This window comes from Singulisphaera photorubra (assembly GCF_045290345.1).
GTDB lineage: Bacteria > Planctomycetota > Planctomycetia > Isosphaerales > Isosphaeraceae > Singulisphaera.
The window spans coordinates 10294543-10320390 of the sequence record NZ_CP155447.1 but is presented as its reverse complement, the minus strand read 5'-3'; the positions used below and the strand labels follow the sequence as shown (position 1 = coordinate 10320390).

Below are 25848 nucleotides of genomic sequence, written 5' to 3'. Positions count from 1 at the left end.
GGTGGTGGTGTGTGCCCGCCCAACGGGACTTTCTCAGCGAGGGTGGACAAGCGAGGACAGTTTCAGTAGTGGTCGCGTAGGCAGTAGGTGGCGCAGAAGTCCTTTTCCGGCAGAGCCTTGCTTCGGCTCCTCGGGCTGCCTTGGCCGCCCAAAGTGTCCGCGCTGTCCACTGGTCCTGGCATCGGCGGTGAGAAAGTCCCCCGCCCAACGGGGAGATCTGATTCTGACCGCTGAATCGTTGTAAGTCGTTGATGAATTGGTGGCGGGTGAGGCGAGGCTTTAATTGGAGATCGGCCACGCGGTTGAATTGAAATCCCCGGACGGTCGGTCGCGAGTGGTTCATTCCCGAACGATGTTGCTGGGAGTGCTTCTTCTCACCGCTTTTGAAGCTGGCACGAGTGCTCGATTCCAGGGCGGATGAAGTAAGTCGATGCGATGGGGCGGTGTCGAAAGGGCTGGTCTGGCGGGCTGGGCCGATCTCTGATAGGTTTGCCGCGCCGGTGTGAAACGTACTCCGGTAATAACGAGGCGAAGGCCAGTCCCACGGAGGAGGGTTGCCCATGCGATGGTCCATAAAGATGGTCTTGTCTCTGGCCGTGGTGTTCTGGGCCACATTGGTCGATCCGGCATCGGCGCAACAGCAGGCCCGGCCGGCAGCGCCGGCGGCCGGAAAGGCCGCGGCACCTCCGATCGATCCGGACGGGTCGCGAATGCAACTGCTTCTGGCCAAGTGGGCGAAGCAGAGCACCCAACTCCGGAGCTTGGACGTCAAGATCCGGCGGGTCGACAAATCCGCCAAGTGGGACGACGAGGAGTACGAAGGGCGGGCTATGTTCAAGAGCCCGAACCAGGCCTGGCTCGACTTCCAGAAGGTCGTCACCACGGAGGGGAAGCCGAGACAACTCGTCCCGCATGAGCGGATCGTCTGCACGGGTAAGGAAGTCTGGCAATACCGAAGTGATACCCATCAGGTATTCGTCCATGAACTGGGCGTGCAGCAACGCCAACGCGCACTTCAGGAAGGTCCGCTGCCGTTCCTGTTCAACTTTCAGGCGGAGGAAGCGCGTAAACGCTATCTGATGAAACTGCTCAGCGAGAATGAGAAATGCTACGTCATTTCTGTCTTGCCGCAGCTTCCGATTGATAAGGAATGCTTCAGTGCGGCGTGGGTCGAACTCGACAGGAACATGCTGTTGCCGACCCAGATCGTCTTGCTTGATCCGGAAGGGAAGAGCAAAAAGTATTTTGTGATTTCCGGAATCAAACCGAATGCGCCCGTCATGGCGGCGAACTTCCAAGGCCAGAAGCTGGGGCCCCCCTGGAAGATTCTCTACAACAAGGATGAGAGCCAGGCGGCTCCGTCCCCCGTCCCCGCTCAAGCCCCTCGAACCGGAGATACCCGCCAGGCGCCGCTCCGTCGCGGCACCCAGGGCGGAAATGTGCGCTGATTGCCGGTCGAAGTCAGAGGACAGATTTGCGTGAGGGCGAGGCCATGGTGCCTCGCCTTTCTTTTTTTAATTTTTGCGTTTGAAACGATGCTGTGAGAGCAAGCGGAAGCGAGCCGGTTGCTCCCCGAGAGACCGTAAGTTTGACGGTGATTTTTCAGAGGCATATAATCGGGTGAGGTGGCCGGTCCTCCGGGCCGTCCTCGTGCTTCCTCTGCACCGCCAGGACCGGGCGGGAGGGGTCGGTTGCTGAGCCGGAACCCTTATCGCCCCCGCGTTTGGGGGAGTTCGGTCGCGAGGTGGATGCCCCGGCTGATTCTCGGAGGGAGTCCGACTCAATGATTTGCCCGCGTGGTTCAGGTCGTCTGCTCTCCTGGGCGTGCTTCTTGACGGTTCTGACCTCGATTCTCGGCGGCCTCGTTCAGGCCCAACCTCCCGCCGCCGTACCCAACGATACCTATCCCGGCCAGTTTTTCACGATCACAGAACCGATCACCGACAAGACGCTCGAGCAGGTCCGCGCGGCGACCCGACAATTCGTCGATCGCAGCGCGGGGGCCGCTCACGGCAAGCTCCCGATTCTCGTTTTCGAGTTTCGGCCCGGGGAAACCGCTCCGGGACATAGCACGTTCGGGATGTCGTACGATCTCGCGTTCTACCTGATGAGGAATCTGGGGGGGGCCAAGACGACCGTAGCCTACGTTCCCGAACCTCTCAAGGGTTACGCTGTCCTCGCCGCTCTGGCCTGCGATGAGCTCGTGATGGGGTCGCAGGCGACCATCGGGCCGATCACCCCGGAGGACGAAACCCCGCGCCGGGAAATCCAGGATATCATCCGAACCCTGGCCGACACCAAGGTCCGCGATCGCGACCTCCTGCTCGGCCTGGTCGATCGGACAGCCGATCTCCGCGTGATCCGGACCACGGATAAGCAGATCCATTACGTGCTCGCCGACAATCTGGCGGAGTTCAAGAAAACCCACCAGATCCTCGAAGACGTGCCCGCCTGGGAGGGGGGTCAGCGCGGCGTCATTACCGCCAAACGCGCCCGCGAAGAAGGGTTCTCCAAGCTGACGACCGACTACCCGGCCGAGTTGGTGAAGATCTATCGGATCTCGGGCCGCTCCACGGCCGATGACCCGACGCTTGGGCAAGTGCTTCGACCGGTCTGGATCAAGATCGATGGGCCACTCGACACGGTGCAGCGGTCGTATCTCACGCGGCGGATTGAACAGGCGCGTCAAGAGAAAGTGAACCTGGTCTTCTTCGAGATCAACAGCGAGGGGGGCATTGATATGCCTGCCGATGGCATCGCTGACATGATCGCCGGGATCAAGGATATGAAGACCGTTGCGTTCATCAATGACCGCGCCATCGGGGTGTCAATCTTGGCGGCCCTCGCCTGCAACGAGATCGTCTTCCGCAAAGGGTCTGAGATGGGCGACGTCCGCCAACTCGTCGTCGGTCGGGGGCAAGTCGTCCCCTTGAACGAGGGCCAAATCCAGGCGATCGCCAATCGGGCCGCCAACCTGGCCGAGCAGAAGGGCCATCCCGCTGCCATCGCTCGCGCCATGGTCGATCCCGACGTGGAGGTGATTGAGGCGACCGATAACAAGACGGGGGCCGTGAGCCAGGTGCTTCAGTCGGACATTCAGGCCGAACCGGGCCGCTATCTGAACCCGCGGGTACGCAAGAGTAGTGGCGAGGTCCTGACGGTGACGGCCGAAGACGCGGTCTCGTATGGTCTCGGGCAGATGGTCAACGAGAAGGACGACTTCCTGGCACTCTATGGGCTCCGGGGAAAGCAGATCCGGGTCGACGGCCCGACATGGGTCGATACGCTGGTGACGGTCCTGACCGACCCGATCGTGAGCTGGATCCTGCTGTTCGTCGGCCTTTTCATGCTGGTGCTGGAGCTAAAGCTCCCTGGAATCGGCCTGCCGGCCATTACGTCGGCCTTGGCCTTCCTGCTCTTTTTCTGGAGCCACTACCTCAGCGGAACCGCCGACCAGCTTGAGATCATCCTGTTCCTCGTCGGGCTCGTCTGCCTGGCTCTCGAACTGTTCGTCTTCCCCGGCTTCGGCGTGTTCGGGATGAGCGGGGTCCTGCTGATCCTGACCAGTATCGTGATGGCCAGCCACACGTTTGTGTGGCCGACGCAAGAATACGAGTATCGCGAGCTGGCTTATACGCTGATCCAGATCACCGTGGCGATGGTTGCAGTCGGTGCCGGCGCCGTGGTCATCGCTCGCTATTTTCCGTCCCTCCCCCTGTTCAATCGGCTGGTCCTCAAGCCTGAGCCCTGGACCGGGAGCGGCATGGATGACGCGATCGTCAAGCCATCGCTCGAAGGGTATGAATCGCTGGGGTTCCTGATCGGCGAGACCGGCCGGACGACGACCATGCTCCGCCCGTCCGGGAAGGCCCGGTTCGGCGAAATGCTCCTCGACGTGACCGCCGACGGCTATTTCATCGAACCCGACAGCCTTGTCGAGGTGATCGACGTTCACGGATCTCGGGTGACGGTCAAACGCATCGGCTCGTGAATCCGGACGGACGATCGGCCGGCAAATCGGCAATGTTCCGGAAGAGAATTAGCTTTCGTCCCTCCGAGTGATTTAAACTACGGAAGGGGTGCCGCCTCCACGAGTAACGATGGCTCGTCCAACTTGATGGAATGTCTCCCCATCCCCCCAACAAAAGTGTGGGAGTCATGAGCACGCTGGCCTGGCCGCTTCTTCTCCTTGCGTTTGGTTTGATCCTGTTGATCGCCGAAGTGTTCATTCCCTCGGGTGGGTTAATCGGGCTGCTGGCCCTCTGCTGCATCGCCTTGAGTCTCTGGAGGGCGTTTGAACAGTCGACTGAACTGGGGCTGATCTTCTTGCTGGCTGATTTTCTCCTGATGCCCCTGGTGGTCGCGCTGGGAGTCTACCTCTGGCCACGGACTCCCCTGGGCAAACGCGTCCTCCTGAAGCCTCCCGATCCCGAAGATATTGAGGCGTCGCACTCGAGCCAAAGGTTGGATCACCTGGTCGGTCAGCTGGGCCGGGCCTTGACCCCCTTGCGACCCTCGGGCATGGTCGACTTCGACGGTCGCCGGCTCGATGGCCTTGCCGAGGAGGGGCTGATTCCCCCCGGTTCCCTGATCCAGGCCGTCCGGGTGCGAGGCGGCCAGTTGATTGTGCGGACTGCTCACGACCCAACCCTGGAAGAGGTCCTGGTCAAGCCAGCACCAGCGCCTGAACCTGAAACGAACCCGGCTGACCTGTTTTGATGTGATTCGTGCGACGTGGCCTGTCGTGGCAACAAATTTCCGTGAATCAGCGACGAATCGCTTTCCGCCACCCTGGCTTCGACGCTCAACGACGGCCTGAGAACGGCCGTTTATACGAGAGGACTCCGAATGAGCTTCACCCTGTTGGCGCAAGGACCAGCACCGATGTCTGCCTGGTCGACTTACGTCGTGCTCGGGATCATCGCGATCGCGATGTTCTCGCTTGTTGCTTGTATCTTTTTTGCTAAATATTTCAACCTCTGGATTCAGGCGAAGATGACCGGCGCGAACGTCGGGATCCTCGAACTGGTCGGGATGTCGTTCCGAAAGGTCAACCCAAACATTATCGTTCGCTCGAAGATCATGGCCTACCAGGCGGGTCTTGCCGAGAAGGACGGGGTGACCACCCAGAGCCTGGAGGCGCACTACCTGGCTGGTGGCAATGTGCCGAACGTCGTTCGCGCCTTGATCGCCGCCAACCGAGCAGATATCCCACTGTCCTATAAACGGGCCGCCGCGATCGACCTGGCCGGACGTAACGTCCTCGAAGCCGTCCAGACCAGCGTCAATCCCAAGGTCATCCCCTGCCCCGACCCGTCGCAGGGACGACTCACGATCGATGGCGTGGCCAAGAACGGCATTCAACTCAAGGTGAAGGCCAAGGTGACAGTCCGGACGAACATCGACCGGCTGGTCGGCGGTGCCACCGATGAGACGATCATCGCACGCGTCGGCGAGGGGATCGTCAACGCCATTGGGTCGGCCGATACCCACAACCAGGTGCTCGAGAAGCCGGACTCAATCTCCAAACGCGTGCTCGAGAAGGGACTCGACGCCGGGACGGCCTACGAGATCCTCTCGATCGACATCGCCGACATCGACGTGGGCGACAACATCGGCGCCAATCTCCAGGCGCTCCAGGCTGAAGCCGACACCCGCGTGGCCCGCGCCAAGGCCGAAGAACGCCGTGCATTCGCGGTGGCCTCCGAACAGGAGATGATCGCGCAGGTTCAGTCTAACCGTGCCAAGGTCGTGCTGGCCGAGGCCGAAGTGCCGCTCGCGATTGCCGAAGCGTTCCGCCAGGGCAATCTCGGGGTCACCGATTATTACCATCTACGCAACATTCAGGCTGACACCGAGATGAGGTCGGCCATCGGCGGCACCGGCAATTCGAGGCGCGAGGTAACCAGCGGCTGACCGCTTCGCTGCCGTTGACCTCGGTTGCTTTGGCCGAGCCAACGACAGTGCTCCAAGAGATCGGAGGATGAGTCGGTGGGAAATGGTGTCAATCTCTTTCAATTCATCGTTCCATTGACCTTCCTGGCCATCTGGGCGTTGACCTCACTGATCAACCGGGAGGCCCAACCTCTGCCTCCGCGGACGGGGCGACCTCCTGGTCCTCCGGGACCGAGACCGCCGGGGTCGGGGGGACCTCCTTCATTGGCCCGTCCGCCTGAGCGCCGGATGGAATCGTTCTCACGCGACGTGTCGCTGCGGCCGCCGGCCCCCGCGAACCAGGAGCGCCGAACCCAAGGGCGGCCCGATGATGAGATCCTCATCATCGAGGCCGATCCCCGTCGTCCGACCCCGCCGCTTGGTGCGCGGCCGAATTCGGGGGCGGGACAGCGACGCGGGTTTCGTGCTCGGTCCGCGCCGGTGACGCCGGCAAAGCGAACACAAGATCTGGCGACCCCGCGCGCTCTGAGCGCATCGATGAGTCCAGAACCGTCCGGGCAACTGAGCCGGGAAATGGATCTCACACCGCTCAAGAAGATGGTGGTGCCGCTGTCGACGCCGGTGAGCCAGGAGGTCGCCGCGACGCCGCACTCACCCCCCAAGTCGGCTGTCCTGGCGGCCCTTTCAAGCAATGATATCACGATTCTCTTGAGCTCTCCGGCGAAGTTGCGCGAGGCCATCATTCTCAATGAGTTGCTTCAGCCTCCGCTCGCCCTTCGCGGCAAAAGATCGCGACTCTACTGACCCCGGCAGCGCCGCTTCGTGACGGAGCGGCGTCCCTCCTCCACGACGCACATCCTCACTGCCAGTCGATTGACTTGGCCGCGAACGGTCGGATCCTGAAAAGGTCCGGCCGTTCGGCTGCGCCCCTGGATTCCCGAGTCGCAATCGGCACAATGGGTCGGAGCGGCAGGACTCGTCGGCTCGCCGTCGTTTCGCCCAGATTCGCTCCGCCTTAGATCCCGAGTGATCCTTCTAATTGGCCGGAGCGGAACCTCCCGAGATGTCAACGAGATGCGCCGCCCGGCGGCTCTCGTTTCGATCAAGTCCTTTCGGATATGGGCCGATGTAAAAGCGGGAATCAAGCAGATCCCTTGCCTGCCAATGGTTTGGCCCGCTTGTCACATTTCGGGTGGCATCTCCACGGATGGAGTGTGTCGCGTTCAACGACGCATTTCTGGCTCCCAGAGCTTCTTAAAATACGACGCCGAACGACGGAGATGCTCTATGACTCCACGCAAGTCCCGGTCGATCGGGATGGGCCTCGTCGCCCTCCTTGGATTCGGTTCGGTGTGGCTGGATGGAAGAGTGGCCGAAGCGGCCGGCCCCGGCGGGATCGAGTGGCGATCCGACATTCAACGCGCCAATGCCGAGGCAAAAGCCAAGCATCGATTGCTTTGGATCCAATTTACGGGTTCTTGGTGCCATTTTTGTACGCTGATGGATCGCGAATCGTTTATCCATCCCAAAGTCATCGGGCAGTCACGCGAACATTTCGTTCCCATTAAGCTTCAATCCGACACAAATGAAGAATTAGCGACGCAACTCGGCGTGGCCGGACTTCCTGCCACGATCCTTGTCTCCCCCGCGGGTGAGATTGTCGCCAAACACGAGGGGTATCTGGACCCAGAGACATTCCACTCCTTCCTCGAGTCGGCCCGGGCTCGCGTCGAGCAAGCCTCGCTCGCGAAGGGGTCAGCGCCCGCCCGGGAGTCGAAGGCCGCTGCTCCTTCCGCAACCCGGGCCGAGGAAAGCCTGGCGCTGGCCGGTTTTTGCCCGGTCAGTCTGGTCCAGGAGCATCGGCTCGTTCAGGGACAACATGCCCTGAGCCTGGAGCACGAGGGCCGCGTCTACCGCTTCGCCAACCCAATCGTCCGAGGGACGTTCCAGAGGCAACCGGAACGGTTCATCCCGGTCAACAGTGGCCGCTGCCCGGTTCATCAGGTCGACCGTGGAAACGTCAAGCCGGGTGAGGCTCGCTTCGGAATTCTCTTCCAAGGCCATCTCTATCTCTGTGCTGACGAGATCAGTCGCGCTCAATTCATGAAGAATCCCGAACGCTACTGTCACGTCGACCTGGCCGATCGGGGGCTCTGTCCGCACTGCTGGGGGCACGACTTCGTGCTCGCCAAGGGGCAGCCGCATTGGTCTCCGGTCTTCGATAAGCTTCGCGTTTCGACCGTCGAACGTGAGACGCGTGAGGCGGCTCGTCGTACCGAGATTTCAACCCGCCGCTGATGGCGATCGGCCTGCAAGCGACTACGGGAGACCGGAGCAGCGCGTTGCGGGCCACGTTCATCGGGCCGTGAGTTGTGTCCGACGCACGCTCAAACGGCATCTCTGGATCGAAAACGACCCGTCGGTTCTCGAGTACGCGTTGATCCTTTTTTGACACGTTCCGCTCGATTCACTGGCCGCCTCGTGCCGGTGAGCAAGCGGCACGTGTCTTTTTTTTCATGACCTGTCGGGTTCCGGCTGTTGATTTCGAGTCAAGCGCTGGCCACACAGTGATTTCGAGCATCAGCGACCCGCGCCGGGAGTGGGCGAATTTGCTTGAAGTCTCTGAGCGGAGTCTCTATCCTGGCACGCTGCCCGGATGTGGTGCACGAACTGCAACGGATTGCGACCTCGCTGAGGTATCAGGGCAGAAGGCATTGCCGTTCCCCCCTTCCTCTCGGTCTTCGCATTCCTTTTTTTTGTACGCCAGCCCTCCCGTGGCATGTGTTGATTCTTGGCAGCGTGTAGGAACGGGGTCCGTTCCCTCGCGTCAGGTACGCTGTGCTTCGTCCGGAATTCCCACCGATCCGGTCTGAGCGTGTGCCTGGTTAGGCTGTCAGCCCCTGCTTCGACTGGTTTTCCATCGCCGCGCACCTTTGGTCCGCACCTCAGACCCGGATGGTCGAGCGTTCGGGAGTCCCCACGATCGTCGCGGTCCGGCACCATGAGCTGAAGGAGATGAGCCCGATGACCGTCCGCTGGAAACCCCTTTTGGTCCTCTCCGGACTGTTTCTTGTCATCGCCGTAGTTGGCGTCGTTGCCATTGCCTACACCTTAATCCCTCGAGGTTCGAGCGATATCTTGCCGCAGGCGAGGGCCGCACGATCCGCCAAGCAGTACGAGAAGGCGCTGATCCATTACAAGCGTGCCCTCCAGAAGGATGGCCGGAACGCCGCGATCCATGAAGAGATCGCGAAGATGTACGGTGAGTGGGCCGAACAGGTGCCGCCCGAGAAGAAGGCGGAGATCCAGTACGGCCGGATCGAGTCGCTCATCACCGCCACTCGATATGGAAAGACGCTGAAGGAACCAAGGCGCCTCCTGCTTGACGATGCCATCAGACGCGGTGTCGGGTCCGACTCCCTTTTCTGGGCGAACCAGGTGCTCGAGCTGGAGCCGAGCAATGGTGACGCACGCTACGTGCTCGCCGCCGAGACGCTCGAAGAAAAATCGCCCAAGATTCCTGACGTCAAGCGGCACCTCGAAGCCCTGATCACCGCCAAGGCCGCGCCGGTCCGGATCAACTGGATCAAGTCGAAACTCGCCCAACACCTCCATGACAAGTCGACCGTCGAAGAGATCTTGAAGCAGACACGAACCCTGAGCCTTCCCGCGGATGCCGACGCGCTCGATCGGATGGCCCTGCTCCGGCTTCGTGAGCTCGATGTTTTGTCGACGACCGACCCCGTCGAATTGGCCGCGAGGGTCAACGCGCTCCAGGCCGAGGTCCAGACTGTCCTCGCGGGCTCGCCGCTGGCTCCTCCCCGGATCGCTCGTCTCAGCGCTCTTCTGGAAGGGGTCCAGAGATCGCTTCTCCAGATCGCCGCCACCTCCGAACCGAAAACACGGGCCTCGCTGACCGGACTGGTCGATGCGATCGACGCAAACGTCGAAAGCCTCTTTCAGAAGGCGCTTGAGGAAGTGAACCGGCCGGAACTTCAGGTCTACCTGAGCTATGCCGAGCATTTGCGGTTCCGGGCGAAGCGGACGGAGTGCCTCGCGATTGTCGAAAAGGCCCTCCGGTTGCCGCTGGTAACCCGCCCAAACAATGCCGAGACCGTGCTTGGGTTGCACACCATCGCCGTCGAAGTGGCACTGAGCAATTCTGAAGACAAAGAGCGATTCGACAAGGCCGGGCCGCATATCGCCAAGCTCGTCGAGAGTTCTTCGACGATCTACCAGGGGCTGGGCCATCTTTTCCAAGGCTCTATCGAACTGGAAAACTCCGGAGTGAGTGCGACGGCCCGAGGAAAGACACCGCCCACCACCGCGCCTAATCCGGCTCAAGTGAAGCTCCGCGCCAGCGCACTGAATCATCTGAAGATTGCCGCCGCTCAACTTCCGGAATTCGCCGAGGCCCAGGCACGGTACGGTGTGGCCTTGGTCCTCTCGATGGAGACCGGTCTCGGTCGGCAATATCTCCAGCGTGCGATGCGGATGGGCACTCTCGAACCCCAGTACCAGATCTGGGCGGCTTGGTCGATCGTTCAGGCGGGCTATCCCGAAGAGGCCGGGCCGATCGTCGACAGCCTGCTCGCGCAGGTCGCCCAGGGGCGTCAACCCCGCGAACTCGAGGCCACGCTTCACCTGTTGAAGGGAGAAATCCACCAGGCTCGGCGTAGTCCCGAGGACCTCGAGGTCGCACTTGCCGAATACGAGAGATCCTTCGCCAAAGGCGAGACGCCCACGCCCCCTGTCCAGCTTCGACTGGCCCAGATCGATGTCCAGCTCGGACGCCCGGAACAGGCCCTCAAGCGGATCGAATCACTCCGGGCGCAAAATGCCGGAGGCCCCCCCGTCGAGCACCTCGCCGTCCTGATCCTTCAAGAGCAGGATAAGACCACCGAAGCGAGAGCCGCCCTCGACGACGCCCGCAAGAAATATCCCGACAGCGATGAGCTCGTGGGACTTGACGCCGCCATGCTGGCGAAAGCGGATAAGCCGGAAGAGGCGGACGCCGTCCTGGCCCAATACATTGACCGTAACCCCGACAACATCGCGATCACGCTGACGCGAGCCCAGTTGCTTTCCGACACTCTCAACAAGCCCGAAGACGCCCGTAAGCTCTTGTTGAGCGTGGCCGATCGCAGCGACAATTCCGGGCCGCTGGTCCAACTCGCCCTGCTCGACCTCAGGAAGCACGACCACGCCGCGGTCGCGGCGACCATTGCCAAGATCCGGACACGCTGGAAAGAGGCCGCGATTGGCGACCTGCTCGATGCTCAGCTCTCGCTCGACGAGAACGACCTGACGGGGGCGGTCGCTCACTTTGATGCCGCTCTCAAGAAAGATCCCGGCAACAAGCTCGTCCAGTTCTGGAAGGCTCAGCTCGATAGCAGCACCGGGTCGACCGAGGAAGCGCGGGAGTCGCTCGAAGAAATCGCTCGGGCCAAGCCGACCAAGGAAGTCGATGGCGGACTCTCGCTCCTGGCCGCTGCCGAGTCGTCCCTGGCCGCAATCGCACTCGAGTCCGGCGACCCTGATGGTGCCATCAATCGGCTGGAAGCGCTCCGGGGCAAGAACCCCAACCGGATCGGTGGACTCACCCGCGCCGACCGCTGGCAACTCGTTACGGCTTACTCGTCTAAGGGAGAGTGGGCGACCGCGAAGCGGGAGATTGCCTCGCTCCTGAACGATACGAAGAACAAGCCGACCTTCGACGAGCGCGTCCGAGGCGCCAACTATTATCGTGTTCATGATGAGGACGAGGCGGCACTCGCACAGCTAGATTACGTGATCCAGGTCAACCCCGCTCACCCGCCGGCGGTGGTCTCTCGAGCCTACATCTTGGCGCGGGCCAAGAAGTTCACCGAGGCCTCCGCGATTCTCAGCAAGGCGATTGCCACGACCACCAAAGAGAAACCCCCTGCGGTTTTCTTTCTCATGCAGGCGGCGATTGACTCGCTGACTCCCCCCCAGGAAGACGCCACGCAGCGTGCTTTGGCGACCCTTGAGAAGGGGCTGATCTCTCAGCCTGACTCGACGGAACTGGTCAACGCCAAGTACCGAGTGCTCCGTTCGACCAAGGGGGACAAAGAAGCGATTGCGTATATCGAGTCTGTGGCTGCGGCCAAGCCGGACTTCCGGCGAATGCTCGTGGAGATCTACAGCAGGCACAACGACTTCACCAGTGGGGAACGGGTCCTTCGCGAGCTCCTGGCCGATAAGCCGAAGGATGCCCTGGTCGCGGCCAACTTGGTTCGGATTGTCGGACTCCAGGCGATCCAGGCCGCTCAGCAGAATAAGCCGGACCTCGAGCGGACGCTCAACGAAAAGGTCTCCGGTATGATTCGTGAGTTCCGCACGCGGTTCCCGACCGACCTGACGTTCCTCCAAGCCGAATGTGATCTCGCCGCTCGACGTGGCGACCTCACCCGAGCCACCGCGATCACCCAGGAGATGGACAAGATCGCCAAGGGCTCCTCGAGCGGTCCCTTGACCCGGGCCAGGATTTACGCCGCACAGGGAAGGACCCGTGAGACGGCCGAGGCCTACATCGAAGCCCTTGAACGGAACCCGAGGCAGTTCGATGTTCGACTCATGCTGGGGCAGACCCAGTTGAAGTTGAACGAGTACGCCGAAGCGATTCGCCAGGCCAAGATGGTCCTGGAAGTCGACAACGACCAGCCTGACGCAGTCATGCTTCTGGCACGTGCGATCGCCGCACAGCCCGGGCCCGACTCTCAGGTGGCCGCCAACCGTGCGCAAGTCATCAAGGACCTCTCGGAAGCGATCCGCAAGAATCCTAAGTTCGCGGACGCTTACCACGAGAAATCCGAACTCCAGATCTTGCTCAAGGATCGGAAGCAGGCGATTGCGACGTTGAACGAGGCGGTGAAGGCCAATCCCGAGGATGCGGCCGGCCTGGCCCTCTTGATCCAGCGACTCAGCGAAACTCGCGAGGATGGTCGCGCGGCGACGAGCGACGAGCTCGCCGAGGCCGAAAAAGTGGCGTCCACGGTCGGCGACTCCGACGAGAAGGGGAACATGTTGCTCGCCATCGCCGTGGGCTACCATAAGGCGGGCCAGTTGACAGCCGCCCTTCCCTGGGCGAAGAAGGCGTCGTCGAAGCTCGACGTGCCTTTGGTCCACCTCAACTACGGCGACCTACTGCTCTCGATCGCCGAGAAGACCAAGGATGCCGCCGAGGCCAAGCCCTACTTCGAGAAGGCGGTTGAGCAATATGACCTCGTCTTGAAGTCGTCCGCCAACTCGGTCGAGGCGATCAATAACAAAGCCTGGATCCTTCACACCCACCTCGGCCGGAGCACCCAGGCCCTCGAACTGGCCAACGGTTTCCTGAAACGAGTCGATCCGGGCACCTTGCCCGGCGAATTCTTCGACACCGTGGGAGCCATCCAGGAGGCGACCGGCCGGGCCCGCGAGGCGGAGGATTCCTACGCCCAGGGGCTTCGCAAGTCACCCGATCACCCCGTCCTGAACTATCATATGGGCAAACTCTTCGCCGCTGACAAGCGTCGTGCGTCTCAGGCGAGCTCCTACCTCGAGAAGGCAATTGCCGGCCGAGATCGGCTCAGCCCCACGATGGCGAGCGACCTCGAATCGGTGGTGAAGAAGTTGCAAATGAAGGCGAATTAAACGACCGATGGCTCATAGGTCTCGACGTTTGATTTGATCCAAGAGCGGCCCGTGCCGGGAATCAATATTCCTGGCACGGGCCGTTTCCCATTCGAGATGAACCCTGGCCGGCGGTGCTCCCGGCCCCTCGATAATTCAGCGCAGGTTGGTTGGCCGGTGTGATCGGTGTCTGGACATGCGGGGAGCGGGTGAATCTGCTACCATAAATTTCCGTGTCAGGCGCCTGGCGTTGGGTGAGGGCGTCTCAGCCCATCGGATGAGTGCAAAGAAGGGGAGAGTACTGCCTTGGCCAAGACTCGTGTGGAAATGGATTCGATGGGAGAGATGGACGTTCCGGTCGAGGCTTACTATGGAGCTCAGACCGAACGGGCCCGAAAGAACTTCCAGATCAGTCCGCTCCGGTTCTCTCGGTCGTTCATTCGTGCGTTGGGCCTGGTCAAGAAGGCGGCGGCCCAGGTCAATATGGACCTCCGCTTGCTCCCTTCCGAACTCGGCGAACGGATCGTCCTGGCCGCTCAAGGCGTGGCGGATGGCTTGCACGACGATCAGTTCGTCGTCGACATCTTCCAGACCGGCAGCGGCACCTCGACCAACATGAACGCGAACGAGGTGATCGCCGGGGTCGCCAACGAGTTCTTCAATAACGGCGTTCGGGGGGGCAAGGCGCCTGTTCACCCCAACGACGCGGTCAATATGGGACAGTCGTCGAACGACGTCATTCCCACCGCCATTCACATCGCCGCCCTGGAGGCGATCGAGAAGCATCTCAATCCCGCGCTGACTCACCTTCACGCACGGCTCGATGAGAAAGCTCGCGCTTTCGACGAGGTCGTCAAGATTGGCCGGACCCACCTTCAAGATGCCGTCCCGATTCGGCTCGGCCAGGAGTTTTCGGGATACGCCGCGCAGGTCCAGCAGGGAATCTTGAGGCTGAGCCGAAGCCGCGAATCGCTCGTCGAACTGGCGATTGGTGGGACCGCGGTGGGCACGGGCATCAACACCCACGCCGAGTTCCCGAAGCGGATGGCCGCCAAGCTGAGCCAGGATACGGGCCTGTCCTTCCGCCCGGCGGCAAACAACTTCGAGGCGATGGCGAACCGCGACGCCGCCGTGGAGGTTTCCTCGATCCTCAAAACGGTCGCGATCAGTCTTTCCAACATCGCCAACAATATTCGCTGGCTTGCCTCGGGGCCGCGGTGCGGGATCGGCGAAATCCAGATCCCCGAACTTCAGCCGGGCAGCTCGATCATGCCGGCCAAGGTCAATCCGGTGATTCCCGAGGCGGTGATGATGGTCACGGCGCAGGTCGTCGGCAACGACGCCACCATCGCCTGGGCTAATGCCCTCGGCTCGAACTTTGACCTCAACGTCATGATGCCGGTCCTCGCCTATAACTTGCTCCAATCGATCGACCTGCTTGCCAACGCGGCCGAACACCTGGCCGACAAGTGCGTGGACGCCGAGCAGTTCCTCGCGGGCAGCAAGGTCGTGGGAGTGGTTCGGATCGAAGCTGACGTGGAAGGCTGCCGCGAGCAGATCGAACGGAGCCTGGCGATGTGCACCGCCCTGGCCCCCAGAATCGGCTACGACAACGCCTCGGCCATTGCCAAGAAGGCGTACCAGGACAAGGTCAACGTCCGCGATATCGCGCTGAGCCTCGTAGGAAAGTCTCCCGAGGAGGTCGAGGCGGCGCTCGGTGGTTCGGCCTCGGCCGAGACCCTCAAGAAGAAGGGCAACTACCCCACGGTCCAGGAGATCGAGGCCATGCTCGATCCGCGCGGTCAGACGATCCGAGGGACAGGCGTGGGTGGTTCAGGAGGGGGATGATCGAATCCCCGCCGGGGTTGATGTTGGGTTGGGCATCGTTCGTCTCAGGATGGCTACGTAGAAGCGAGGACCACGATGATCGACGAACCGGACTTCTCGATCGAAGGCGAGGATTCCGCGCCAGTGGCGCAACCGGCGCCCCCGCTTCCGCCGAAGGTCGTCATCGAATACCGCGATCGGGGATTTCCGTCGCTCCTGGTCCCGCCACTCCTGATCCTGATCGCGGTCCTGGTGATTCTCGTCTCTCGGCGTGAGACGCCGCTTCTCGTCCCACCACCGGCGCCGCCGAAACCGACGGCGCTGGTCGACACGAAGCCGGACCGGCCCACGTCGGCCGAGCCGGTGAGTTCTGAACCGGCCGCGGCCTCGAACGAATCGCCCTCCCCTCCCCCTGCCCCACGGTCCCTTGCGACGGCATCAGCCCTTCCGGAACTTCCGGATCTGGATGAGCTGATGCCCTCGTTGGCCGCAAGTTCGGTCAGTCCGCCCGCACCGGCCGATCGTCATGTCGGGCCCGAGCCGTCCCCAGCGGTCGAAACCAAGCCCGAGGCTCCGGCCGCGGAGAAGGTGAAACCGTTGCACGTCAATGAGCCCGAGTCCATTCGGAAGCCGGTTGCCATCGCGAAGCTTGCTCCGGAGCCCGCAGTCGTTGCCGATCCGCCGCGCCCTCCCGAGGCCGCCGCCCCCGACCCCGTCCCCGACGTCACGAAAGAGCAGATCCTCAATGAGATTCGTGACGAAGCGGAACGCAAGGCGGCCGAGATTCGCAAAATCGAAGAACTGAAGCCTCAGATGCGCTTTCTCGAGGTCAGCCGGATGGTCAAGAAAGCCGAGGCCAACCGCCTCCCCTTTCATAAAGCACTCAAAGATCTCTTGAAATCTCGACGCACGAACGTGGGCCAAGACATCGAATCGCTCTGCAACGAGTATGGCCGGACGACAGTGCCGGAGATTCGAATACATATCGGCAAGATCTTGTCGACGACTTATGCGCGATCGCCGCTGAAGGTTAAGGTCGAGATCATGCGGGCCTGGGGCTATCCCGAGACCATGATTTTCGACTACGTTGCCAATGGCGTCGATCGATTGCTGGGCACTCCGGGAGGACCGCGGGACGGCGACGATGTCCGCGTTCGAGCGGCGCGTATCCTCGTCGCGATCCCCCCTGCGACCGCCGCGGGACGTTCGGTCGCCGGCTCCGCTTCAGTTCCGAGTTCCACCAACGGGCAGAGACCACACTAAAGGAAAGTCTATGTCGAAAACTGGTCGGCTCTACTCGACTTTTGTGCTAGGCATTTTCCTCATCCCGAGCCTGGTTTTCGCTGATCTCGACGCCGACGTCTCGACTGGGCGAAAGCTTCTCGCCGAGGGAGACGCGCAGGCGGATAAGGGAAACACGACCGAGGCCGTGGTTCTCTACAAGCGGGCGTTTGAGCAACTCCTGCCCGGGATGCGGAAGCTCCCCTTTAAACATGAAGTGAATCGGGATGTCACAAATCGTGAAGACATGAGCGCAATGCTCATCAAAGAGATCGACGCCGAGATGACTCCGGCCGAGTTCCGGGCCAATGAACTCGGCATGAAGGTGCTGGGGCTTTTGCCGCGCAACTTCAACCTGAAGGAGACGATGGTCAAGGTCTACTCGGAGGAGATTGCCGCCTTCTACGATACGAAGACCAAGACCATGCATCTGATCAAGGAACCCGCGGCCAAGACTGAGAAGGCACCCACCTTTCTGGAGCGGCTCCTGGGCAAGAAAGCCGGGTTCGACAAGGACGAGAACAAGACGGTGATCGCCCACGAGTTGACCCATGCCCTGGCCGATCAAAACTTCAACCTCGACAAGATGCAGTCGGCGATCAAAGGGGACGACGATCGGGACCTGGCCCTCTCCGCGCTGATCGAGGGCGAGGCGACCTTGACGATGTTCGGAGCGCAGATGGAGGACTGGACCGGCGTGGAGGCACCGAAGATGCCGGCGGCCGGACTCGACCGCGTCTTCAGCCTGATGATGCCATTCATGCCAATGGCCGGCGGGGCCAGCCTCCGTGAAGCTCCGGTGGTTCTTTCCGAAACCATGATTTTCCCATACCTTCGCGGTCTGGTCTTTTGCGCTCATCTGACGAACGAAGGGGGCTGGTCGGCGCTGAGCGAGGCCTATCGTCGGCCGCCGCTCTCCACCGAGCAAATTCTCCACCCCGAGAAGTACAAAGAGAAACCCGATCCGCCCACCGCCATCGACCTCGGAAAGCTCGAGGCGGGCGAAGGCTGGAAGGAACTCGGTCGCAACGTCGTCGGCGAGATGCAACTCGGGATTCTGCTTCGCCGCCATGGCGGCAAGAAGGCCGCGGCCGGCTGGGACGGCGATCGATTTGCCGTCTTCGAGGGCCCGAATGACCGGCTCGGTCTGGTCTGGTTCTCCACCTGGGACTCCGGGGAGGACGCGCGCGAGTTCGAGCGCGGATACACCGACTTCCAGAAGACCAAGGTTTCCGCCGAGGCTGATGGGGCGGCCGACGCCGTCCAGAAACTCGCCAAGGACGCCGTCCCACACATCGAACGCCGCGGACACGATGTCGTCGTCGTCGAAGGTTTTTCGCCGGAGACGACCGGGACACTCGTCGATGCCGCGTTCCGGGCCTCCAAGACCGAGATGACTCATGAGACTCCGTCCAAGGACGAGAGCAAGTAACCGCGACGGGGTGCCCGGTTGTCTGGTGGCACTCTGAGGAAGCCGGCGACCGTCCCCCCGACTTTTTTCTTTTTGGATTCGTTCCACCCATTGAAGGGAACACACGCCCTCATTTGGGCGTGATTGCAGCCCGCCAGACTTTTTCAAGAGAATCGATCGATGTCGATGCAAGACCTGATTCGCCAGCTTCGCGAGCCGAATAAGACCAAGATTGTTCTCCTCGTCGCCGACGGCCTCGGCGGACTGCCGATCGAGCCGGGCGGAAAGACCGAGCTCGAGACCGCGGTGACACCCAACCTCGACGCGTTCGCGGCCGAGGGGACCGTGGGACTGAGCACACCGGTCGCCCCTGGGATCACGCCGGGGTCAGGCCCGGGACACCTGGGACTCTTCGGCTACGACCCGCTCGTTCACGACATCGGCCGTGGCGTCCTCGAGGCGCTCGGGATCGGGGTCGAGGTCGGTCCGAAGGATGTGGCGATCCGCGGTAACTTTTGCACGATCGACGCCGACGGACGCGTGACCGACCGTCGTGCCGGCCGGATCCCGACCGAGACCTGTGAGGCGCTCGTCGCCAAGCTCCAGGCAGGGATCAAGATCGATGGGGTCGAGGTGCTCGTCGAACCGGTGCGCGAGTACCGCCTCGTCGTCCGCTTCCGGGGCGAAGGGCTGGGGGATCAGGTTTGCGATACCGACCCGCTCTCGACCGGCCTCCACACCCTTGAGCCCAAGGGAGCGGATGCCGCCTCGGAGAAGACCGCGAAGATCGCCGCGGAGTTCCTTCGTCAGGCCAAGGCGATCCTCAAGGAGGAACAGCCAGCCAACTTCCTGATGCTTCGCGGGTTCGCCAAGTTCCCCAAGATCGACACCATGGAAGAGGTCTATGGTATCAAGCCGGTGGCGATTGCCGTGTACCCGATGTACCGCGGCCTGGCCCGGCTGGTCGGCATGACAGTCGTGGAGCCGGGCAAGACGCTCGCCGACCAGATTGAGGTGGCGAAGGCCAACTGGGATGCGTATGACTTTTTCTTCATCCACTACAAATACACGGATAGCACCGGTGAGGATGGCGACTTCGCTCGCAAAGTGGCGATGATCGAGGCGTTCGACGCCGAAGTGCGGAAGATCCGCGCACTCGCTCCCGACGTCCTGATCGTGACGGGCGACCATTCGACACCCAGCCGGATGCGGGCGCATAGCTTCCACCCCGTCCCCACGTTGATCTGGGCGCCCGCGACGAGTCGTCCCGACCTCGTCACGACGTTTGGCGAGCGGCCTTGTCTCCAGGGGGGGCTCGGCCAGTTCCTGGCCAAGGACCTGATGCCATTGGCCTTGGCCCACGCGGGTCGGCTCCAGAAGTTTGGTGCGTAAATGATCGTGTGGGAGGGGTGACCGGCCTGGTTCACGCCCGGGTCGCCTCCTCCCATTGAATCAGGCGGCTTCCCGAGGAGCGGACGATGACGAGTTTGCTCGTGCTCTCGCTTTGTTTTGGCCTGGCACCTGCGCCCGGTTCCGCCGTGGCCACGGTTGAGTCGTTGCCATTCGACCCACCGGCCTGGAAGGCCATGACGCAGGTCGAGATCCGGGTGACCGAGTCGGGTCAGCCGGTGACCTACACCGGCGTTCCCCTCGCGATCGTTCTGAAGGGTCGACTGGAAGGCAAGCCGGCGATGGCGGCTTTGCGGTCGCTCTCCGATCAGGTGATCCTCGTATCTGCCGCTGACGGCTATCGTGTCGCAGTCTCGGCGGCCGCCGCGGCGATGGATCCGAAGGGGGAACGCTACCTGCTCGCGCTCAACCGGGACGGTCAACCATTGGGTGATCAGCAAGGTCCGGTTCGCTTGATCGTTGCCGGAGACCCGATGCATGTTCGCTGGGTCCGCATGGTCTCTTCGCTCTCGCTGGTAAAAATCAACGAGGAGAAGTAGGTGGCTGGTCAGGGAGTGCTGGATTTCTCCGACCCAGCGGGATGCGGCGTGGCGAGCTTGCGCCAGATCTGGGGATCGACGGTCGCGCTATACGTCCTCACCGCGCCGTCGAGGATCAAGACGTTGACCGTGCCCAGGTGCCCGCTCGATGCGCCCATCTCGGCGGAGCGCTCGTTCTTGGCGATGCAGGAGGGAGCTGCGTTGGGTGTGATGGCGTGTTGGTAGAGAGTCGAGCGCCAACCGCTGGTGTACCATGACGCCCCCGCGTCGCCTTTCCATGTCGCGGTTTCCAGCGGCGGACAACCTTTCGCTGTGATCGGGTCGGAGACCTCCGCATAGTTCGCTAACGAGCGCGAGGGGGGATTGGTCCCCACCAGTCGTTCCGAGAAGGCGGCCGTGAATTCGAGGCCGTTCCCGCCCTCGACTTCAGCCAGGCTCATCTTGTGGCCCGGTGAGAAGGCTCCGTTCTGCCCGTCGGTGGTATCCCCGGCGTTGGCCCGATAGCTGATGGTCGCGGGAAAGGTTCCCGCCGTTGCGTTCGGGTCACTCGGACAGATGAATCCGGGCACTTGTTGCTCACGCGCGACGAATCCGGCTTCTCTCACGGGGGGGTGTTCCGGATCAGTGACGTCCCGCAAGTCGGGGACGGAGAGTTCACTTAGCAACGCCCTGAGTGGACTGGTGTGTTGACTCGCGTCGGTTCCTAACTCGGGCACGAACGGCAGATGTCCGATCGACCGATCGTAGATGGCGAGTGCCACGCCGATTTGCATGAGGTTCTTCTGGCAGGACACTCGCCTGGCAACTTCGCGCTGGCGAGGCATTCGCATCGCCATGATGAGGACGAAGCAGGAGAGGACAACGAGGACGATGATCACCTCGACGAGGCTGATTCCGTCGCGACCCTTGTGTTTCGACATGGCGCACTCACCCCTCACTGCTCAGTCACCTCGCGCATGAGCGAACATCGCTCTCCCCTCGCGGACTTCATCTTCGCGTCCATCCGCCGTGACGTCCATGGCTTTCGCGCACTTCGTACCCCTTGGGAACGACTTTCGAAAGCGGTAGAGCCGCGAAGCCGTCCCCCCTTTTCCTTTGCAATCGACACGGTGTCCTGGCACGCTGGCAAACCTCTGTGCGTCGTGCATCCCATTAGAGAACGGATTCCGCAACGGTTGCGTTCTCCGGGACCGTGGGCGATCCGCCCGCATTCTTGATTTCTCGGGAAGGCATGAGTTCCATGCTCTCGAGAACCGCGCTTGATCGACCTTTCGTGGCAGGTTCGAGAACCGATCGACTCGCTCGAGGACAACGGTATGAGACGCTCGACTGTTTTGATAAGCGTACGTGTTGTTACGTTTGCAGCGTTCCTGGGACTTGGAGTGAGCACGCTCCCGGAGTTACGAGCAGACGAGAAGTCGGCTCCCATTGTTCCCCCCCGGCCAGGCCATTCCGAACGCATTGTGCTCTTCGACGGTAAGCACCTCGCAGGCTGGCAAGGCCACGCGAAATACTGGTCGGTCGAGGGCGGAGCGATCGTCGGCAAGAACGATGAGCCGGTCAAAGTGAGCACCTATTTGTTCACCGACCGAACGTTCACGGACTTTCGGCTGACTGCGACCGTCAAACTCGTCAAGTCCGAGATGCACAGCGGCATCGCGTTCTGGGGCCGCAACGCTCCCGAGCATGGAGATAAATATACGTACGCCGGTCACCTGGTCATGTTCCCCTCCGGCTGGGGATTGCACGACCTTTTCGGCCGCAATGGGCTGAAGGTCGACACCGCCCCCGCCAAGAAAGCGGGCAAGCAGCATGATTGGAATGCGCTGGAGATCCTCGCGCAAGGCAATCGCATCCGGGTCGGTGTGAACGGCTCGGAGGTTCTCGATTGGCGCGATCCGGAACCCGACCGAATTAAGGAGTCCCCGATTGGCCTCCAACTTCATGCGAACAAGGTTCCCCAAGAAGTTCACTTCAAGGATCTGATCGTCGAAACGTTTCCCAAGGAAGACCGCCTGATCACCGTAAAGTGATCTAGGGATTGCTATTCAGATTAGCATGGCGTGAATTGTTGATTCAGTGCGATTGTGGATAGCGGTGGTGGGAAGGCTCGCCAAGGTTTCCAAGCCTGACGGGATCGCAAATTCGACACGATCGCCACCTTACCGGGTTCTCCGCCCGAGTCCGTCAACCCTGCGTGCTTGCCTCGTTGGACGAGAATCCGATTTTTCCCGTCGGGTGGGCACGGACCACCATCCCTATCTCCTTGCTAAATGGGAGATTAAGATGGTGGGCCGTGCCCACCCTATCGGGAATTGTTAGGCCGACGATGATGCCATGGCCGATCGCATTGAAGTAGGGAGAAGTGGGTTCGGCGAAGGTTTAGTACGGGGCTCACTTCGCCAGGCCCACTCGTTTCGTTGACTCCTTGAATGCGGGGGGAAGGTCGACGGACCCTGCCGATTGTCGGATCGGTTTGCGGGTGGTGAGGGGGCACTTCGGTCAGGGAGCTGTTTTTCGCCGTTTCTCAGGATTGAGAATGGCTCGGCTTTTGAGAAATTGACTCATGTTGCGCTGTTCTTGTTGAAGCTTATTGTTTTGTTGCGCAGTGAGCCGACTGGATGTGGCGATCGGATTCTGACGATTCACGATGGTCAAGGTGACCGGGGCGCCCAGTTGGCTCTGTCGTCCCGCGGTATCACGGACTCGGAACCGCAGGGAGATGTTGCCCACCTTCAGGTTGCGAATGGGCTGAATGACAAAGCTGCCGTCGACGGATGAGGTGATTGTCATGGCTAGGACGTTGCCACTGTTATCGAGGAGTTCGACAACACCGCCACGGATCGACGTCCCGATCAGGTGAGGGCGGCGCGTCGCCAGGACCCTATTCCCTCGAATTCCGACTCTGTCCGCTGCGCTGAGGATGGGGACCTCCGGCGTCGGAACCGTGACCGCAACCGGCGCTTCGAGCGGAGTCGATTGAGCCTGGATTATTGGCGTCGGCGTCGGTGTGGGAATCGGTGTCGGCGTTGGCGTGGGAATCGGCGTTGGTGTTGGCGTGGGAATCGGCGTTGGCGTTGGCGTGAGAATCGGCGTCGGTGTGGGAATCGGCGTCGGCGTTGGCGTGGGAATCGGTGTTGGCGTTGGTGTGGGAATCGGTGTTGGCGTCGGCGTGGGGGTGACCGGCACCGGTGGGGATACGCCCGGTGTCAGCGAGACAATGAGCGTCTCAGCTTTTCGATCGTCCACGCGATACCAACCGATGTGCAGACCGTAGTTGTCTTCGGTAAAGATGTCGAGCATTCCGTCTCGTGGGTCCCGGTTCACGGCCACGGACGCCTGGTTGTCGAGCCAGCTACTGATTCCCGCGAGTGCGGCACCCGGTGAGACCGAGCCGATCCTCAGGCCATCGGCCGTGTACTGATAAATCGTTGCCGACTTACCGCCGCCGACCATGACGCCGCCACCGGCCCCTGGAATCGTATCCATCCCGGTGCAGATCTCGGGCAACTGAACGGCCCACAGTCTCTTTCCCGACGCGTCGTATTTCACGAGCGTCGTGCCCCCCATCCAGAAATCGGTGATTCCGGCGGCCCAGGGCTGACTCCAGCCGAACGCGTAGATCGAGCCGTCGTCGGCTCGCTGGACCATCTGCGGATGGAAGCCAAGCTCGGACTGATCCTGGGCCACGACTTCCCGCGCCTGCGACCAGTCGTAGGTCGGATTCCCGCGTCCGTCGGGCAACCCCAGGGGGATCACCCAGATTCCTCCGGTCGCCTGGTTGGCGAACCAGATGTTGCCTGCCCGATCGACGTCCATCCCGAAGGTCCGATAGTCCCCCTGCCCGGGAGGCTTGAACCAATGGAGTTCGCTGGCCGTCGGGATTCCGGTGCCGTTGACGTCGCTCCAGGTCCACTGACCCATCGGAAGCGTCCGTATGCTCCCGTCAGGCGCGGGGTCTTGACCGCCGACGAGCCCGACCAGATGGAACGCGGGTCCATCGATCCGGTAGATCTGCATCCCATCACCGGTCGGGTCGAAGAAGAACTCGATCCCGCCGATCGTCAAGACCCGGGGAACTCCGTGGGGGTTACTCGAATAGCTCTGCCCCCCTGGGTAGGTATTGCCTGTGTAATCCCAGGTCCCACTCGAGGAATCGAGCAGCTCGTAGCGGTGGAAGGTCATCGAGTAGAACTGGTCGGGATCGTCCTGTCCGTAGTTTCCGAGCGAGACGAACTCGTTGCCGAAGTGTTCCCAGAGCAACGAACCGTTGGGGGACCAGCGGGCCAGTCGCGCGCCTCCGACCGGCTCGGTCTGGACCGTGACGATGTTCCCGCCGGCATCGACGGCTACGCCGCGAAGCTGGTAGAAGTGGGAGGGATCACGATCCCCTGGTTTCGCCAACTGGCCGAGGGTCCATGCGAGTTGCGTCTGAACTCCGTTGACCTGGTAAACTTTGACTTGCCCCGCGGCTCCGTCGGCCACGTAGAGCTGTCCGCCAGGCCCAAACGCGAGGGCCATCACGTTGCCCAGGTTGCTCACCGCGTGGCCGAGGAAGGCACCGTCGCTTGTGAAGGCGGTGATGGTTCCGTGCTGATGGCCAACCCAGACCCTCCCCGCGGCATCGACGGCCAGGGCCTGGGGCAAAGTGACCGAAAACTGGCCGAGCGGTGCGCCGCTGTTTTTGTCGAAGCGGAGCACCCGGTTACCGGCGGCATCGGCTACGTAGAGGATGTTGCCCGAGACGGCCAGGGCCGAGAGCGGGCTGGTCATCAGCTCCACATCGGTCGAGGGGGTGTTCGGTGTCAATAGCCCGGCCACGGTGCTATAGACCTGGATGTGTCCTCCGACGAGTGAATCGCCGGTGAAGGGGGCGGGAGAGCCATCGGAGAGTCGGAATCTCTGGATTTGTTGCTGCCCCGACCACGCGCCGACCGCCAGGTACATGTAGGTGTCGTCGGTGGTGACTCGGTAGGGAGCCCCATTCGGGTTGCCGTTGCGAATCTTGAACTCAGCGTCATAGACGGAAACGCCGTTGGCCGTCCATTTCTTGAAATCGGCCCCCGGTTCGTCCCAGCTATTGGCGGTATAAATGGCCCCTGAACTGTCGACGGCGACCGAAAGCATCGTGGTCGGGATGTGATGTGCCGTCGAGGGGTTCGTCGCGCTGCCGCCGATGGCACCGACGTTTGCGTAGGTATTGCGATTCAGGACGACTCGGACCGAATACTCGCCCTCAGGAGTCAGGTTGCCGAAATCATCCTTTCTGTTCCACTGAGTCGAGTAGTCGCCGGCCGCCATCGACTGCATCGAGAACAAGGTGCGGACGAGATTGCCCTGAGCGTTGAACACCCCGGCGGACACGACGGCAGGCTGGACCAAGTGGTATCGAACCGATCCGGTGGCGGCATCGAGCGAAGCAAAATCGCCGAGAGTGGAGGTCGTCTCCGCTCCAGCGGTCCGCGAGGCCGGTTGGATCTGGTTCTTGTCGGGCGTCGAGAACGTCGAGGCGACCGAGGGAGTCTCGGCATCGGGTTGGTCGGGGACGGGCGTTTGATCCGTTGGTGCGGCAACGTAGGCGATCCCGGAAAGAGCACTCAGAACGATCCGTGGTTCGACGGACTCAAGCACGGGGAAATGGCGTGATGCGATCCTCGCCGCGGTACCCCATAGCTTGCTCGAGCGAAACGTGAGTGGAGATCGCACCGTAGGTAGACTCTGAGAGGATGATGTTGCGTGTCCGATCCACCTTGATGGACTGAATGAAGGGTAGGTCATTTTTCGTGAACGCAGGGATAAACAAGCGGTTTTTAAGCCAAAACCCGGTAAATCGAGTTGGGTATTCGAGAA

General features: G+C 61.7%; 15 protein-coding genes. 13 read left to right on the top strand and 2 right to left on the bottom strand.

Annotated elements, in window-relative coordinates:
- Nucleotides 1-560 precede the first annotated feature (560 nt).
- From V5E97_RS38540 to V5E97_RS38485, 12 genes are all read left to right on the top strand, one after another.
- Nucleotides 561-1448: an outer-membrane lipoprotein carrier protein LolA gene (locus V5E97_RS38540; protein ID WP_406696854.1), complete on the top strand. Its 888-nt coding sequence runs from the start codon at nt 561-563 to the stop codon at nt 1446-1448.
- A 335-nt stretch (nt 1449-1783) separates the two neighbouring features.
- Nucleotides 1784-3991 (top strand): NfeD family protein, encoded by a 2208-nt coding sequence (locus V5E97_RS38535; RefSeq protein ID WP_406696853.1) that lies wholly within the window; start codon nt 1784-1786, stop codon nt 3989-3991.
- A 167-nt stretch (nt 3992-4158) separates the two neighbouring features.
- Entirely contained in the window at nt 4159-4719 is a 561-nt protein-coding gene (locus tag V5E97_RS38530; protein ID WP_406696851.1) for an NfeD family protein, read from the top strand.
- Between the two features lie 165 nt (nt 4720-4884).
- Nucleotides 4885-5916, top strand: coding sequence for a flotillin-like protein FloA (gene floA, locus V5E97_RS38525; protein ID WP_015244973.1), 1032 nt, complete (start codon nt 4885-4887; stop codon nt 5914-5916).
- Nucleotides 5917-6183: 267 nt separating this feature from the next.
- Nucleotides 6184-6699, top strand: a complete 516-nt coding sequence (locus V5E97_RS38520; RefSeq protein WP_406696850.1) for a hypothetical protein — start codon at nt 6184-6186, stop codon at nt 6697-6699.
- Nucleotides 6700-7182: 483 nt separating this feature from the next.
- Nucleotides 7183-8193: a thioredoxin family protein gene (locus V5E97_RS38515; RefSeq protein WP_406696849.1), complete on the top strand. Its 1011-nt coding sequence runs from the start codon at nt 7183-7185 to the stop codon at nt 8191-8193.
- Nucleotides 8194-8919: 726 nt separating this feature from the next.
- Nucleotides 8920-13551 (top strand): tetratricopeptide repeat protein, encoded by a 4632-nt coding sequence (locus V5E97_RS38510; RefSeq protein ID WP_406696848.1) that lies wholly within the window; start codon nt 8920-8922, stop codon nt 13549-13551.
- A gap of 315 nt (nt 13552-13866) precedes the next feature.
- Nucleotides 13867-15378, top strand: a complete 1512-nt coding sequence (locus tag V5E97_RS38505; protein ID WP_406701283.1) for a class II fumarate hydratase — start codon at nt 13867-13869, stop codon at nt 15376-15378.
- A 75-nt stretch (nt 15379-15453) separates the two neighbouring features.
- The gene (locus V5E97_RS38500; RefSeq protein WP_406696847.1) at nt 15454-16620 is read left to right on the top strand and encodes a hypothetical protein; all 1167 of its coding nucleotides are present in this window, start codon (nt 15454-15456) and stop codon (nt 16618-16620) included.
- 10 nt (nt 16621-16630) lie between these two features.
- Nucleotides 16631-18070, top strand: a complete 1440-nt coding sequence (locus V5E97_RS38495; RefSeq protein WP_406696845.1) for a hypothetical protein — start codon at nt 16631-16633, stop codon at nt 18068-18070.
- A 159-nt stretch (nt 18071-18229) separates the two neighbouring features.
- On the top strand, nt 18230-19441 hold the full coding sequence (locus tag V5E97_RS38490) for a 2,3-bisphosphoglycerate-independent phosphoglycerate mutase (RefSeq protein ID WP_406696844.1): 1212 nt from the start codon (nt 18230-18232) through the stop codon (nt 19439-19441).
- A gap of 86 nt (nt 19442-19527) precedes the next feature.
- A complete protein-coding gene (locus V5E97_RS38485; RefSeq protein ID WP_406696843.1) occupies nt 19528-19998 on the top strand; it encodes a molybdopterin-dependent oxidoreductase in 471 nt (156 codons plus the stop codon).
- A gap of 8 nt (nt 19999-20006) precedes the next feature.
- Here V5E97_RS38485 and V5E97_RS38480 read toward each other — a convergent pair whose 3' ends face one another.
- On the bottom strand, nt 20007-20918 hold the full coding sequence (locus tag V5E97_RS38480) for a DUF1559 family PulG-like putative transporter (protein WP_406696842.1): 912 nt from the start codon (nt 20916-20918) through the stop codon (nt 20007-20009).
- 396 nt (nt 20919-21314) lie between these two features.
- Between V5E97_RS38480 and V5E97_RS38475 the strand changes: the two genes are divergently transcribed.
- Complete coding sequence (locus V5E97_RS38475) at nt 21315-22031, top strand: 3-keto-disaccharide hydrolase (RefSeq protein ID WP_406696841.1); 717 nt, start codon at nt 21315-21317, stop codon at nt 22029-22031.
- A 469-nt stretch (nt 22032-22500) separates the two neighbouring features.
- Here the strand turns inward: V5E97_RS38475 and V5E97_RS38470 are convergent, their stop codons facing one another.
- Nucleotides 22501-25704, bottom strand: coding sequence for a FlgD immunoglobulin-like domain containing protein (locus V5E97_RS38470; RefSeq protein WP_406696840.1), 3204 nt, complete (start codon nt 25702-25704; stop codon nt 22501-22503).
- Between the last annotated feature and the right edge of the window lie 144 nt (nt 25705-25848).

Bases quoted from the DNA above. Each gene is read 5' to 3' on its own strand.
- V5E97_RS38540 (WP_406696854.1), top strand. From the start codon at position 561: ATGCGATGGTCCATAAAGATGGTCTTGTCTCTGGCCGTGGTGTTCTGG.
- V5E97_RS38535 (WP_406696853.1), top strand. From the start codon at position 1,784: ATGATTTGCCCGCGTGGTTCAGGTCGTCTGCTCTCCTGGGCGTGCTTC.
- V5E97_RS38530 (WP_406696851.1), top strand. From the start codon at position 4,159: ATGAGCACGCTGGCCTGGCCGCTTCTTCTCCTTGCGTTTGGTTTGATC.
- floA (WP_015244973.1), top strand. From the start codon at position 4,885: ATGTCTGCCTGGTCGACTTACGTCGTGCTCGGGATCATCGCGATCGCG.
- V5E97_RS38520 (WP_406696850.1), top strand. From the start codon at position 6,184: ATGGAATCGTTCTCACGCGACGTGTCGCTGCGGCCGCCGGCCCCCGCG.
- V5E97_RS38515 (WP_406696849.1), top strand. From the start codon at position 7,183: ATGACTCCACGCAAGTCCCGGTCGATCGGGATGGGCCTCGTCGCCCTC.
- V5E97_RS38510 (WP_406696848.1), top strand. From the start codon at position 8,920: ATGACCGTCCGCTGGAAACCCCTTTTGGTCCTCTCCGGACTGTTTCTT.
- V5E97_RS38505 (WP_406701283.1), top strand. From the start codon at position 13,867: ATGGGAGAGATGGACGTTCCGGTCGAGGCTTACTATGGAGCTCAGACC.
- V5E97_RS38500 (WP_406696847.1), top strand. From the start codon at position 15,454: ATGATCGACGAACCGGACTTCTCGATCGAAGGCGAGGATTCCGCGCCA.
- V5E97_RS38495 (WP_406696845.1), top strand. From the start codon at position 16,631: ATGTCGAAAACTGGTCGGCTCTACTCGACTTTTGTGCTAGGCATTTTC.
- V5E97_RS38490 (WP_406696844.1), top strand. From the start codon at position 18,230: ATGTCGATGCAAGACCTGATTCGCCAGCTTCGCGAGCCGAATAAGACC.
- V5E97_RS38485 (WP_406696843.1), top strand. From the start codon at position 19,528: ATGACGAGTTTGCTCGTGCTCTCGCTTTGTTTTGGCCTGGCACCTGCG.
- V5E97_RS38480 (WP_406696842.1), bottom strand. From the start codon at position 20,918: ATGTCGAAACACAAGGGTCGCGACGGAATCAGCCTCGTCGAGGTGATC.
- V5E97_RS38475 (WP_406696841.1), top strand. From the start codon at position 21,315: ATGAGACGCTCGACTGTTTTGATAAGCGTACGTGTTGTTACGTTTGCA.